The sequence below is a fragment of the Kocuria sp. HSID17590 genome, from assembly GCF_003989485.1.
GTDB lineage: Bacteria > Actinomycetota > Actinomycetes > Actinomycetales > Micrococcaceae > Kocuria > Kocuria salsicia.
Genome location: NZ_RBMB01000050.1, coordinates 1 through 11,844 on the forward strand (window position 1 = coordinate 1; position 11,844 = coordinate 11,844).

An 11,844-nucleotide genomic window follows, 5' to 3' on the forward strand; every position below is an offset into this window, starting at 1 on the left:
TCGTCGGCCCGGCTGCCGCGTGCCGGCGCCCGCGGGGTCACGGGCCGGGGACGGCGGCGTCCTCCTGCGCCAGCAGGTGCTCGCGCGCGTGCGGCGGGCGGACCATGTCCCCCACCACGGCGTCCGCCGGGTCCGAGCCCAGCGCCACGATCCGGTTGCGCTCGTCCACGTGCACCACGCGGGGCTCGTACGCGCGGGCCTCGGCGGCGTCCATGAGGCCGTAGGCGATCAGGATCACGAGGTCGCCGGGGTGCACGAGGTGCGCCGCGGCCCCGTTGATGCCGAGGACGCCGCTGCCGCGCTCGCCGGCGATCGTGTACGTCTCCAGGCGGGCACCGTTGGTGATGTCCACGATGGCCACGAGCTCCCCGGGGAGAATGTTGGCGGCGTCCAGCAGGTCCTGGTCCACGGTCACGGAGCCCACGTAGTGCAGGTCCGCCTGGGTGACGGTGGCGCGGTGGATTTTGCCGGTGAACATGGTGCGCAGCATGATCGCTCCTCATGCGGTGGGTGACGGTGCCCCTGCCGGCCGGGGTCCTCGGACCGCCCCGTCCGGGAGGCCCGTGGGCCGTGGGCACCTCTGGAATGCAACACCCCGGGGACCGTGACGGTGACCCGGGGCGTCGTGCGAGGTGTGCGGAGCGGCTGACGGGAATCGAACCCGCGTATCAGGCTTGGGAAGCGTGCGCTCTACCATTGAGCTACAGCCGCACTGTCCGCCGGTGCATCGTGCACGCGGATGAACGCCCACCACTGTACAACACGTTTGCGTGCGGCGCTGTTCCGGAGGACCGGCCGCGGGCCGCGTCGACTACCGTGGAACCGTGCTCATCTCCGATCGTGACATCCGCCGTCAGCTGGACTCCGGGCGAGTGCGCCTGGAGCCCTACGACCCCGCCATGATCCAGCCCGCGAGCGTGGACGTGCGCCTGGACCGGTGGTTCCGGCTCTTCGACAACCACAAGTACGCGCACATCGATCCCGGCCAGGAGCAGCCCGAGCTCACGCGGCTCGTCGAGGTGGCCCCGGACGAGCCGTTCGTGCTGCACCCGGGGGAGTTCGTGCTGGGGGCCACCTACGAGAAGGTCACGCTGCCGGAGGACGTGGCCGCGCGCCTGGAGGGCAAGTCCTCGCTGGGCCGGCTCGGTCTGCTGACGCACTCGACGGCCGGGTTCATCGACCCCGGGTTCTCGGGCCACGTGACGCTCGAGCTGTCCAACATGGCCACGCTGCCCATCAAGCTGTGGCCCGGTTCCAAGGTGGGGCAGCTGTGCTTCTTCCAGCTCTCCTCTCCCACGGAGCACCCCTACGGCAGCGGTGCGTACGGCAACCGCTACCAGGGTCAGCGCGGCCCCACGGCCTCGCGCAGCCACCTGAACTTCGACCGCACCGTCATCGAGTGACGTCCGGGCGCCGCGGCGCTCGTCCGGGCCGCCACCGTGGTCAGCCGGAGCACCACGGCGCTCAGACCTGGGCGGTGGTGAAGCCCTCCGGTGGGCGCGGGGTGAGCAGCAGCAGGACGAGTCCCGCGGCCACCACCACGAGGATTCCGAGGATCCCCCAGATCTGGGCCCCCAGCACGTTGACGAACAGCCCGAAGAGCCCCGGCGCCATGAAGCTCACCGCGCGGCCGGTGGTGGCGTACAGGCCGTAGATCTCGCCGTCGCGCCCGGGTGGGATCAGGCGCCCCAGGTACGTGCGCGACGCCGCCTGGGCCGGTCCCACGAACAGGCACAGGGCGAGCCCGCACGCCCAGAAGGCGGGCTTGCCGGACCAGAACAGCAGCGCGGTGCCAGCGATCATGACGCCCACGAGGGAACCGGTGATGACGGTGCGCGGGCCCAGGGCGTCGTCGAGCGAGCCGCCCACGAACGCCCCCAGGGCGGCGATCAGGTTGGCGGCGACCGCGAACATGATGACCTCGGTCAGGGAGAACCCGAAGGTGCCCGCCGCGAGGACCCCGCCGAACGTGAACACGCCCGCGAGCCCGTCCCGGTAGACGGCGGAGGAGACCAGGAAGAACACGGTGGCCCGGGAGACCCGCCACAGCCCGGCGATCGTGTGGAACAGCTCGCGGTACGCGCCGAGGATGCCGCGCCTGCGGGGTGCCGGGGGAGTGACGGGGAGGGCGTCGGTGCGCACGAGCGGCGGGGTGCCGGTGTCCTCGAGGATGGCGCCGTTGTATTCCCGGAAAGGCATGGAACGGGCCTTGAGCATCAGGGGCAGGCAGAAGACGAGGATCCACGCGGCGCTGAACAGCGCCACGGCGCGGTAGTTCAGGGCGTCGCCGGTGGGGATCCCCAGGAAGCCCGGGGTCACGAACCCGAAGAGCACGAAGGCCAGGGCGAAGATGCCGCCCACGTACCCCGCTCCCCAGCCCCACCCGGAGACCTTGCCCATCCGGTGCGGCCCGGCCAGCGCCGGGAGCATCGCGTTGTAGCTCACCGTGGCGAACTCCTGCGCCACGCTGCCCAGCGCCACCAGCGCCACGCCGAAGACCAGGAACGCCGGTTCCGGCCGGGCGAAGAACGCCAGCGCGGTGCACGCGATGAGCACCACCGAGTTGACGGTGAGGAAGCCCGCCCGGGAGCGCGGGGTGTCGCTGCGCTGGCCGATGATCGGCGCGGTGGCCGCGATCGCGAACCCGGCCACGGTCATGGCCACGGACAGCACGGTGGAGGTGTGCTCCGGGGAGCCGAAGGACTCGCTCGTGAGGTACACCGTGAAGACGAACGTGAGCATCACGGCGTTGTAGGCGGAGGTGCCGGTGTCCCACAGGCACCACATCAGCACGCGGGCGCGGGAGCCGCCCTCCGGTGCGGGGACGAGGGACTCGGGGGTGCGGCCCGTGGGGGTCGTGTGCTCGCCGGTCATGGGGCTCACCCTACGGGCAGCGTGGCGCCGCCGGCGGACGTGCGCGGTCACGGGGGAGGGCGGGTTGCCGCGGGTCCTTGCCCGCGGGGCCGGTCAGGCCGCGTCCAGCGGCTTTCGAGGACGCGTCAACAATCATTCTTGTTACGATGGGAAGCGCAAACAACCGCCTCATGCCCCGGGTGGCACTGTGCCTTCCGCGGGGCGTTCGCCGAGCACATGGGGCCCGAAAGGTGAGGTTCCATGATCGCGGTGTTGCTGGTCCACGGGCTCGCCGCCCTGTGCGCACCCGCGGTTCTGCGGCGCGCCGGCCGCTCCGGCTTCTACCTCGTGGCCCTCGTGCCGTTGGCGAGCTTCGTCTGGCTGCTGACCCAGACCGCCCGCACCTACGCGGACCCCGCCGGCTGGAGCATCTCGCTGCCCTGGATCCCGCAGCTGGACATCGCCCTGTCCTTCCGCATGGATGCGCTCGCGTACATGATGTCCCTGCTCGTGCTGGGCGTGGGCGCGCTGGTGCTCGCCTACTGCGCGCGCTACTTCAAGGCGGACGCCCGGAACACGGGCTCCTTCGCGGCCCAGCTGGTGGCCTTCGCCGGCGCCATGTTCGGCCTGGTCACCGCGGACGACCTCATGGTGCTGTTCGTGTTCTGGGAGATCACCTCGGTGCTCTCCTTCCTGCTGATCTCCTACTCCCGCACCAAGCTGGCGGCGCGCCGTGCGGCGCTGCAGGCGCTGATCATCACCACCGCCGGCGGGCTCGCGATGCTCGTGGGGCTGCTGATGCTGGCCCACGCCGCGGGCACCATGCGGATCTCCGGGGTCCTGGCCGCCGCCCCGGGGCTGCTGGGCTCGCCCGTCGTCGACGTCGCCCTCGCCCTGATCCTGGCCGGTGCCGTCTCGAAGTCCGCCCTGTTCCCCACGCACTTCTGGCTGCCCGCCGCCATGGCGGCGCCCACCCCGGTCTCCGCGTACCTGCACGCCGCGGCCATGGTGAAGGCCGGAATCTACCTCGTGGCGCGCCTGGCCCCCGGGTTTGCGGACACCGCCTGGTGGCTGCCCATCACGCTCACCCTGGGCCTCGGCACCATGGTCTTCGGCGGCTGGGTGGCGCTGCGCCAGTGCGACCTCAAGCTGATTCTGGCCTACGGCACGGTGAGCCAGCTGGGGTTCATCACCGCGGTGGTCGGCTTCGGCACCGCGGACACCGCGATGGCCGGGCTCGGCATGGTCGTGGCCCACGGCCTGTTCAAGGCCACCCTGTTCCTCACCGTGGGCATCATCGACCACCAGGCCGGCACGCGCGACATCCGCAGGCTCTCCGGGGTGGGCGGGCGCGCTCCCAAGCTGTTCGTGGTCGCGGTCATCGGCGCCGCCTCCATGGCCGGTGTCCCGCCGCTGCTGGGGTTCGTCAGCAAGGAGGCCGTGCTCACCGCGTTCGTGGACGCGCTGCCCGAACCGCTCGCGGTCACGGCGCTCGTGTGCGTGGTGCTCGGCTCGATCCTCACCTTCGCCTACAGCGCCCGCTTCGTGTGGGGCGGCTTCGCGCGCAAGCCGGGGCGCTTCTCCGAGCTCGAGACCGCCCCGGACGGGCAGTCGGTGGTCGGCGCCTTCACCCCCGTGCGCTGGGACTTCCTGGCCGCCCCCGCGGTGCTGGCCCTCGTCACGGTGGTGCTCGGCCTGTGGCCCGCCCCGCTCGAGGCGGGGATCACGCCCTACCAGGAGCTCTTCCCCGGGGCCGCGCAGTCGCACGTGCACCTGGAGCTGTGGCACGGCTTCACCCCGGCGCTGGGTCTCTCCGCGCTCGTGATCGCCGCAGGCGCGGCGCTCTACGCGGCACGGCGCCCCGTGGCCCAGTTCCAGAGCAGGCTGCCGGAGGTGCCCAGCGGCGACTTCGTGTACCGCAAGGTCATCAACGTCCTGGACCTCCTCGCCGTGTGGCTGACCGGTCGCACCCAGCGCGGTTCGCTGATGTTCTACCTCTCCGTCGTCCTGGTCACCGCCATCGTGGTGCCCCTCGTGGCACTGTTCTGGTACGAGACGCCCCCGCTGGCCGGGTTCCGCTACGGGGACTCCCTCGCCCAGGTGGCCACCGGCCTCGCCATGGTCGTGGCGGCACTGCTCGTCCTCACGGCGCGCAAGCGCTTCCTCGCGGTGCTGCTCGTCTCGGTCACCGGCTACGGCCTGGCACTGATCTTCGCCCTGCACGGCGCACCGGACCTCGCCCTGACCCAGACGCTGGTGGAGACCATCTCCCTGGTGGCCTTCGTGCTGGCCCTGCGCTCGCTGCCCGGACCGCTGTGGAACCGGAAGCCGGCCGGGCACCGCGTGTTCCGCGCCGTCTTCGCCGTGGTCTTCGGCGTGTTCATGATGGCCCTGGCGATGTTCTCCATTTCCTCGCGCAGCGCCGCGCGGATCTCCCTGGACCTGCCGAAAATGGCCTACGACCTCGGGCACGGGGCGAACGTGGTCAACGTGATCCTCGTGGACATCCGCGCGTGGGACACCATGGGTGAGATCACGGTGCTGACCGTGGCCGCCACGGGCATCGCGTCCCTGATCTTCGTGAAGGGCCGCGGCGACCGGCTGCGCAGCGAGCGCCAGCAGCTGGACCCGGCGGAGCTGAAGGCCATCCGCGGTGCCGACGCCGCGGCGCACTCGCCCCACGCGGACACCCAGCAGCTCAAGGTGGCCCGCCGCTTCTCCTCCCGCCCGGACGCGGATCCCTTCCTGCTGGCCGGGCGGACCCTGGCACCCGAGCGCCGCTCCATCATCTTCGAGGTGGTTGCCCGGCTGCTGTTCCACACGTTCATGATCGTGTCCCTCTACCTGCTCGTGGCCGGGCACAACCTGCCCGGCGGCGGCTTCGCGGGCGGGCTGATGGCATCCCTCGCGCTGACCCTGCGCTACCTGGCCGGCGGTCGCTACGAGCTCGAGCGGGCCACGCCCGTCAATGCCGGGTGGATGCTCGGCGCGGGCCTGGCGATCTCCTCGCTCTACGCGATCGCCCCGGTGTTCTTCGGCGGGGCCGTGATGGAGAGCTACACGTTCGAGTGGGACATGTGGGTCTTCGGCCACGTCAAGTTCGTCACCGCGGTGGTCTTCGACATCGGCGTCTACCTGATCGTGGTGGGTCTGGTCCTGGACGTCCTGCGCTCCCTGGGCGGGCGCATCGACGAGAGGATCGAGCGCACGGCCATGGAGTCGGAGAAGAAGCCCGCGGGCGGCGGGTCCAGGATCCGGCTGACCCGCAACGGCCCGGGCGTCTCGGCCACGCGCGTGGACGACCCGGACGCCCCCCGCGGATCGATGGTCAGCGCGGACGAGACCTCGGAGGTGCAGCGATGACCGTGAACGTCACGCTCCTGGTGGTCATGGGGGTGCTGTTCTCCGTGGGGGTCTACCTCCTGCTCGAGCGCTCGCTCACCCGTGTGCTGCTGGGCCTGATGCTGCTGACCAACGGCGCGAACCTGCTGATCCTGCACACGAGCGGCGAGCGGGGAGTGGCCCCGCTCTACGACTCCTCCCTGGACCCGGCCGAGTACTCGGACCCGCTGCCGCAGGCGATGGTCCTGACGTCCATCGTGATCTCCCTGGCCACCACGGCCTTCATCCTGAGCATGATCTGGCGCTCGTGGATCCTGGCCCGCCGGGACGAGATCCAGGACGACCTCGAGGACCGTCGCGTGGCCACGCAGTCCTCCTACGACGCCGAGGACGACGACGCCATGCCGCAGGACACCTCCGAGTTCAACCACGCGGACGCGCGGTTCGCCCCGGCACGGCACAACGAGGAAGAGGCGGCGGAATCACCGGGTCACCACAGGGCCGAGAAGCTCACGGACGGAAAGGAGCGGGACACGCATGAGTACTGATCCGGCGCAGCTCGCCCCTCTCGCGGTCCTGATCCCCTTCCTGGGGGCGGCCCTGAACTTCCTGATCGTCCACCGCAACGGCCTGCAGCGCGCCGTGACCATCGGCTCCATGTCGCTGACGCTGGTGCTCAACGCGGTCATCCTCGCGAACGTGTGGAACAGGGGTCCGCAGGTGGTGCACCTGGGGGACTGGGCGGCACCGTTCGGCATCGTGATGGTGGTGGACCAGCTCTCCGCGCTGATGCTCGTGGTCTCGGTGGTCGTCTCCCTCGCGGTGCTCGTCTACGCGGTGAGCGAGGGCGTGGCCAACGGCGACGACGAGGGCCCCATCTCGATCTTCTACCCCACCTACCTGATCCTGGTGGCGGGCGTGTCCAACGCGTTCCTCGCGGGGGACCTGTTCAACCTCTACGTGGGCTTCGAGATCCTGCTGACCGCGTCCTACGTGCTGCTGACCATGGGCGGCACCGCGCAGCGCATCCGCGCGGGCGTGACGTACGTCGTCGTCTCCGTGATCTCCTCGATCCTGTTCCTGATCTCCCTGGGCATGATCTACGGCGCCACGGGCACCGTGAACATGGCGGACCTCTCGGGCAAGCTCGCGGACCTGCCGGTGGGCACGCAGATGCAGCTGCACCTCATGCTGCTGATCGCGTTCGGGGTCAAGGCGGCCATCTTCCCGCTCTCGTTCTGGCTGCCCGACTCCTACCCCACGGCGTCCGCGCCGGTGACCGCCGTGTTCGCCGGGCTGCTGACCAAGGTGGGCGTGTACTCGATCATCCGCACGGAGACGCTGCTGTTCCCGGGGACGCAGATCAACGGCCTGCTGATGTGGGTGGCGCTGCTGACCATGCTGGTGGGCATCCTGGGTGCGCTCGCGCAGATCGACATCAAGCGCATGCTCTCGTTCACCCTGATCAGCCACATCGGGTACATGATCTTCGGCATCGCGCTGGGCACCCAGGCCGCGCTGGCCGCCGTCGTCTACTACATCGCGCACCACATCGTGATCCAGACCAGCCTGTTCCTGGTGGCCGGTCTCATCGAGCGCCGCGGCGGGTCCACCAACGTGGACCGCCTGGCCGGGATGCTCAAGATCTCCCCGCTGCTGGGCGTGCTCTACATGATCCCGGCGCTGAACCTGGGCGGCATCCCGCCGTTCTCCGGCTTCCTGGGCAAGGTGGGGCTGATCGAGGCCGGCGTGAGCACCGGGACGTGGTTGAGCTACCTGCTGGTGGGCGTGTCCGTGTTCGTCTCGCTGCTCACGCTCATGGCCCTGATCCGTGTGTGGAACCGCGTGTTCCTGCGCAGCGTCGACGACGCCGAGTACCCGGATCCCGTGCTGCGCGCCACCACCGCGGAGGGCCGGCGCCCCAGCACCTCGCGCGTGGTCGCCAGGAAGTCCGGCAGCCGGTTCTCGGGGAGGTCCCCGGTGGTGCTGCTGCCGCGGACCATGGTGGGTGCCACCTCGGCCCTGGTGGTGGTGGGCGTGGCTCTCACCGTCTTCGCGGGGCCGCTGTTCGACCTCGCGGAGAACGCCGCCGAGAACCTGGTGCACCCGGACCGCTACGTCAACGCCGTCCTGCACCCCGAGGGTCACGGCGGCGCAAGTGAGGAGAGTCGATGAGCACGTCCGCCGTGCGGCGCCGTTCGCGCAACTCCCTGCGCGCCGAGCTGCCGCTGATCCTGTGGCTCGTGGTGGTGTGGGGTGCACTGTGGGGTGACTGGAGCATCGGGAACCTGGTTTTCGGGCTGTTGCTCGCGCTGCTCGTCACCCGCCTGCTGACCCTGCCGCCCGTGCGCCTGTCCCGGCGCTTCAACGTGGTGCACTTCGCGCTGTTCGTGCCCACGTTTATCTGGCAGGTGGCCAAGGCCAGCTTCCACGTCTTCTGGCTTGCGGTCACGCAGGGCCCGCGGGTGCGCAACGCCGTGCTGCGGGTTCCCCTGCGCCAGAACAACGACCTGCTCATGACGGCCGTGGGCCACACGATGGCACTGATCCCCGGGTCCCTGGTGGTGGAGGTGGACCGTGGCAACGGGATCCTCTACTTCCACGTGCTGGACATCTCCACGCCGGAGCAGGCGGAGGCGTTCCGGCGCTCCGCACTGGACATCGAGGCCGCCTGGATCCGCATCATGGGCACGCGGGAGGACCTGAAGCTGCTGACCGTGGTCGGGGACCCCGACAACACGGAGGCCACCGGGGCGCTCGAGTCGCCCGCGCACGAGATGGACGAGGCCGGAACCGGCCACGGGGAGGAGCGCTCATGACAATGCTCGATGTCGCCGTGTGGCTGTGCGGGGCGATCCTCGCCCTGGCCGCCGCCGGAACCATCTACCGGCTGGCGAAGGGGCCCTCCCTGCTGGACCGTGTGATCGCCTCGGACGTGCTGCTCGCCATCGTGGGGGCGTGCCTGGCTGTGGACATGGTCTACAACCACCACACGAACAACATCATCCTGCTCGTGATCGTCTCCCTGGTGGGCTTCCTGGGCTCGGTCACGGTGGCGCGCAACGTGGGGCTGGACCGCTCATGAGCTGGCACACCGTCCTGGACGTGATCGCCCTGCTGTGCCTGGTGCTGGGCGCCCTGATGTCCCTGGCCGCCGCGATCGGCCTGGTGCGCTTCCCTGACCTGCTCTCGCGCATGCACGCGGGCACCAAGCCGCAGGTCTTCGGCCTGTTCCTCATGCTCACGGCCGTGGCGATCGAGAGCGGGGAGCCGCGCATGATCCCGCTGCTGATCCTCGCGTGGGTCTTCCAGCTGCTCACCGTGCCGGTCTCCGCGCACATGGTGGGCCGGGCCGCGTACCGTTCCAAGCACCTGCACGAGGAGAACCTCATGGAGGACGAGCTGCGGGACGTCGTGGCCCGGGCCGGGCACGAGGAATCACGCTGAGGACATAATTTCAGCGTAAACCGCACCCCGCACCGCCCGGCCACGCGCCGAGGTTCGTATGCTGGGGGAGGAAGCAGCACGCCGTCGGGCCCCAAGCGCCGTCGGCACTCGCGACGAGAAGGAGCACTTCATGAACAAGGCGATGGACATCCTCGGCACCGTGGCGTCCCTGGGCGGCGTGGCCCTCGCGAACAAGGGCCTGTCCGCCGTGTGGAAGCAGGTCACCGGCAACGAGCCCCCCGCCAAGAACCCGGACGAGGACGAGGCCTGGCGGGACATCATCCTGTGGGCCATGATCACCGGCGTGGTGGGCACCGTCATCAAGGTGGGAATCGCCCGCCAGGTGTCCAAGATGGAGTCCGAGAAGAAGGACTCTGGCAAGACCTCGCAGTCCGAGATCTGAGGAACCCCACCGGGCCGAGTGCCCGGGAGGTCCCGCACGCGAGGGCCGGGTACGCAGCGCACCCGGCCCTCGTGCGTGCCGTGGTCTAGACTGGCGGCACAACGACAGGGGAGCGCCACCGCGGCGCTGAGAGTGCGTGTGAGCGCAGACCCTCGAACCTGATCCGGTTCATACCGGCGCTAGGGAGTCGAGCATCTCAAGGACCCGTCCGCACCCGTGGACGCGAGCCTTCCCCTCCTGGAATCTTCAGGAGGATTCACATGACACAGCAGGTCCGCAACACGTCGGAGCGCGCGTCCCAGCCCAACCCGGGGCGGGGTGAGCCGCGCAGGAACGCCCCCCGGCAGCACTCGTGGCGGGTGGTGGACATCGTGGTCGCCTCCGTTCTCGCGGCGGTGTGCGCGGTGGTCTTCTGGCTGTGGTCCAACCTGCTCGCCCCGGCTGTCTCCGCCGGGTCCGTGGCGTACCCGCCCGCGGGCGGGCTCATCGTGGGCGGCTGGCTCGTGGCCGGCACGCTCGGTGCGCTGATCATCCGCAAGCCGGGTGCCGCGATCTTCTGCGAGCTGCTCGCGGCCGTGCTGGAGATGTTCCTGGGCACCCACGCGGGATGGCTCGTGGTCCTCTCCGGCGTGATCCAGGGCCTGGGGGTGGAGATCGTCTTCCTGCTGACCCGCTACCGCAGCTTCGGGCTCCTCACGGCCACAGCGGGCGGTGCGGTCTCCGGGCTTTTCCTCGCGGTGAGCGAGAACATCTTGTACAACTACGAGTGGGCCACGGACCAGAAACTGGTCTACGCCGTGTTCACCACGCTCTCCGGCGCCGTGATCGCCGGTGCCCTGATGTGGCTCGTGGTGCGTGCGCTGCAGGCCACGGGCGTCCTCAGCGCCCTCGCGTCCGGCGCCGCGCGCCGGCGATGACCGCGGCATCGGGCACCATCCCGGCGGGCGCGTCGGTCGGTCTCGAGAACTTCGGGTGGCACTACCCCGGGCGCCAGTACCCGAGCCTCGCGGGGGTGGACGCGCAGATCGGCGCTGGGGAGCGCGTGCTGCTCCTGGGCCCCTCCGGTGCGGGCAAGTCCACCCTGCTGCAGGCCCTGGCGGGTGTGGAGCAGGATCCGGACGGGCAGTCCCGCTCGGGTGGACTGACGGTCGACGGCGCCGACCCGCGCGACGTGCGGGGGGCCGTGGGTTTCATGCATCAGGATCCCGAGACGCAGGTGGTTCTCTCGCGGATCGGGGACGACGTCGCGTTCGGTCTCGAGAACCTCGCCGTCCCCCGCGAGCAGATCTGGCCGCGCGTCCACGAGGCCCTGGACAGGGTCGGTCTCCACTTCCCCCTCGAGCACTCCACCACGGCCCTGTCCGGCGGCCAGAAGCAGCGCCTGGCGCTCGCGGGGGTCATGGCCATGCGTCCGCGCCTGCTGCTGCTCGACGAGCCCACGGCCAGCGTGGACCACGAGGGGGCCGTGGAGCTGTGCCGGGCCGTGTCCCGGGCCGTCCGGGAGGACGGCACCACCCTGGTGGTCGTGGAGCACCGGGTTGCCCTGTGGGAACCGGTGGTGGAGCGGGTGATCGTGCTCGACGACCACGGCTCGGTGGCCTTCGACGGCCCCACCCGGGAGACCCTCCACGACGCCCGGGAGCTGCTGCAGGCGCAGGGCACGTGGGTTCCGGACTGGGTCCCGACGACGCGTCCGCCCGCCCACCGCGGAGCTGCCCAGGCGGGGGCGGTGGCCGCGGGCCCCGCCAGGGAGGGCGAGCGCCCCCGCGGTGCGGACACGGCGCGCTCCGGCCAGGACC

12 protein-coding genes, 1 tRNA gene and 1 riboswitch are annotated in these 11,844 nt (G+C 70.6%); of the genes, 10 read left to right on the top strand and 3 right to left on the bottom strand.

Annotation, left to right across the window (positions count from 1 at the left end):
• Window positions 1–37: 37 nt before the first annotated feature.
• A complete protein-coding gene (panD, locus tag D8M39_RS11925) occupies window positions 38–490 on the bottom strand; it encodes an aspartate 1-decarboxylase (RefSeq protein ID WP_055082779.1) in 453 nt (150 codons plus the stop codon).
• A gap of 150 nt (window positions 491–640) precedes the next feature.
• Window positions 641–711 (bottom strand) — tRNA-Gly (locus tag D8M39_RS11930).
• 113 nt (window positions 712–824) lie between these two features.
• Between D8M39_RS11930 and dcd the strand changes: the two genes are divergently transcribed.
• Entirely contained in the window at window positions 825–1,403 is a 579-nt protein-coding gene (dcd, locus tag D8M39_RS11935) for a dCTP deaminase (protein ID WP_094395158.1), read from the top strand.
• Between the two features lie 61 nt (window positions 1,404–1,464).
• Here the strand turns inward: dcd and D8M39_RS11940 are convergent, their stop codons facing one another.
• A complete protein-coding gene (locus tag D8M39_RS11940) occupies window positions 1,465–2,874 on the bottom strand; it encodes an MFS transporter (protein WP_126875083.1) in 1,410 nt (469 codons plus the stop codon).
• Window positions 2,875–3,114: 240 nt separating this feature from the next.
• On the opposite strand from D8M39_RS11940, the gene D8M39_RS11945 reads away from it, so the two are divergent.
• From D8M39_RS11945 to D8M39_RS11985, 9 genes are all read left to right on the top strand, one after another.
• Complete coding sequence (locus D8M39_RS11945; protein ID WP_094395154.1) at window positions 3,115–6,216, top strand: Na+/H+ antiporter subunit A; 3,102 nt, start codon at window positions 3,115–3,117, stop codon at window positions 6,214–6,216.
• Window positions 6,213–6,743 carry a Na(+)/H(+) antiporter subunit C gene (locus tag D8M39_RS11950; RefSeq protein WP_126875084.1) on the top strand — a complete coding sequence of 177 codons (531 nt, stop codon included), beginning with the start codon at window positions 6,213–6,215 and terminating at the stop codon, window positions 6,741–6,743. The genes D8M39_RS11945 and D8M39_RS11950 overlap by 4 nt, the downstream gene beginning before the upstream one ends.
• Window positions 6,733–8,370, top strand: a complete 1,638-nt coding sequence (locus tag D8M39_RS11955) for a Na+/H+ antiporter subunit D (RefSeq protein WP_126875085.1) — start codon at window positions 6,733–6,735, stop codon at window positions 8,368–8,370. Before D8M39_RS11950 ends, D8M39_RS11955 begins: the two co-directional genes overlap by 11 nt.
• Complete coding sequence (locus D8M39_RS11960) at window positions 8,367–9,014, top strand: Na+/H+ antiporter subunit E (RefSeq protein ID WP_126875086.1); 648 nt, start codon at window positions 8,367–8,369, stop codon at window positions 9,012–9,014. The genes D8M39_RS11955 and D8M39_RS11960 overlap by 4 nt, the downstream gene beginning before the upstream one ends.
• Window positions 9,011–9,280, top strand: a complete 270-nt coding sequence (locus tag D8M39_RS11965) for a monovalent cation/H+ antiporter complex subunit F (protein ID WP_094395147.1) — start codon at window positions 9,011–9,013, stop codon at window positions 9,278–9,280. Before D8M39_RS11960 ends, D8M39_RS11965 begins: the two co-directional genes overlap by 4 nt.
• A complete protein-coding gene (gene mnhG / locus D8M39_RS11970; protein ID WP_055084590.1) occupies window positions 9,277–9,642 on the top strand; it encodes a monovalent cation/H(+) antiporter subunit G in 366 nt (121 codons plus the stop codon). The genes D8M39_RS11965 and mnhG overlap by 4 nt, the downstream gene beginning before the upstream one ends.
• A 130-nt stretch (window positions 9,643–9,772) precedes the next feature.
• Window positions 9,773–10,045 carry a DUF4235 domain-containing protein gene (locus D8M39_RS11975; protein ID WP_055084592.1) on the top strand — a complete coding sequence of 91 codons (273 nt, stop codon included), beginning with the start codon at window positions 9,773–9,775 and terminating at the stop codon, window positions 10,043–10,045.
• 96 nt (window positions 10,046–10,141) lie between these two features.
• Window positions 10,142–10,248, top strand: a riboswitch (TPP riboswitch).
• A gap of 57 nt (window positions 10,249–10,305) precedes the next feature.
• Complete coding sequence (locus D8M39_RS11980) at window positions 10,306–10,962, top strand: ECF transporter S component (RefSeq protein ID WP_055084595.1); 657 nt, start codon at window positions 10,306–10,308, stop codon at window positions 10,960–10,962.
• On the top strand, window positions 10,959–11,844 hold an 886-nt coding region (locus D8M39_RS11985), incomplete at its 3' end, for an energy-coupling factor ABC transporter ATP-binding protein (protein WP_148111768.1). The genes D8M39_RS11980 and D8M39_RS11985, both read left to right, overlap by 4 nt.

Coding starts and splice junctions, on each gene's coding strand:
- panD (WP_055082779.1), bottom strand. CDS start 490: ATGCTGCGCACCATGTTCACCGGCAAAATCCACCGCGCCACCGTCACC.
- D8M39_RS11940 (WP_126875083.1), bottom strand. CDS start 2,874: ATGACCGGCGAGCACACGACCCCCACGGGCCGCACCCCCGAGTCCCTC.
- D8M39_RS11945 (WP_094395154.1), top strand. CDS start 3,115: ATGATCGCGGTGTTGCTGGTCCACGGGCTCGCCGCCCTGTGCGCACCC.
- D8M39_RS11950 (WP_126875084.1), top strand. CDS start 6,213: ATGACCGTGAACGTCACGCTCCTGGTGGTCATGGGGGTGCTGTTCTCC.
- D8M39_RS11955 (WP_126875085.1), top strand. CDS start 6,733: ATGAGTACTGATCCGGCGCAGCTCGCCCCTCTCGCGGTCCTGATCCCC.
- D8M39_RS11960 (WP_126875086.1), top strand. CDS start 8,367: ATGAGCACGTCCGCCGTGCGGCGCCGTTCGCGCAACTCCCTGCGCGCC.
- D8M39_RS11965 (WP_094395147.1), top strand. CDS start 9,011: ATGACAATGCTCGATGTCGCCGTGTGGCTGTGCGGGGCGATCCTCGCC.
- mnhG (WP_055084590.1), top strand. CDS start 9,277: ATGAGCTGGCACACCGTCCTGGACGTGATCGCCCTGCTGTGCCTGGTG.
- D8M39_RS11975 (WP_055084592.1), top strand. CDS start 9,773: ATGAACAAGGCGATGGACATCCTCGGCACCGTGGCGTCCCTGGGCGGC.
- D8M39_RS11980 (WP_055084595.1), top strand. CDS start 10,306: ATGACACAGCAGGTCCGCAACACGTCGGAGCGCGCGTCCCAGCCCAAC.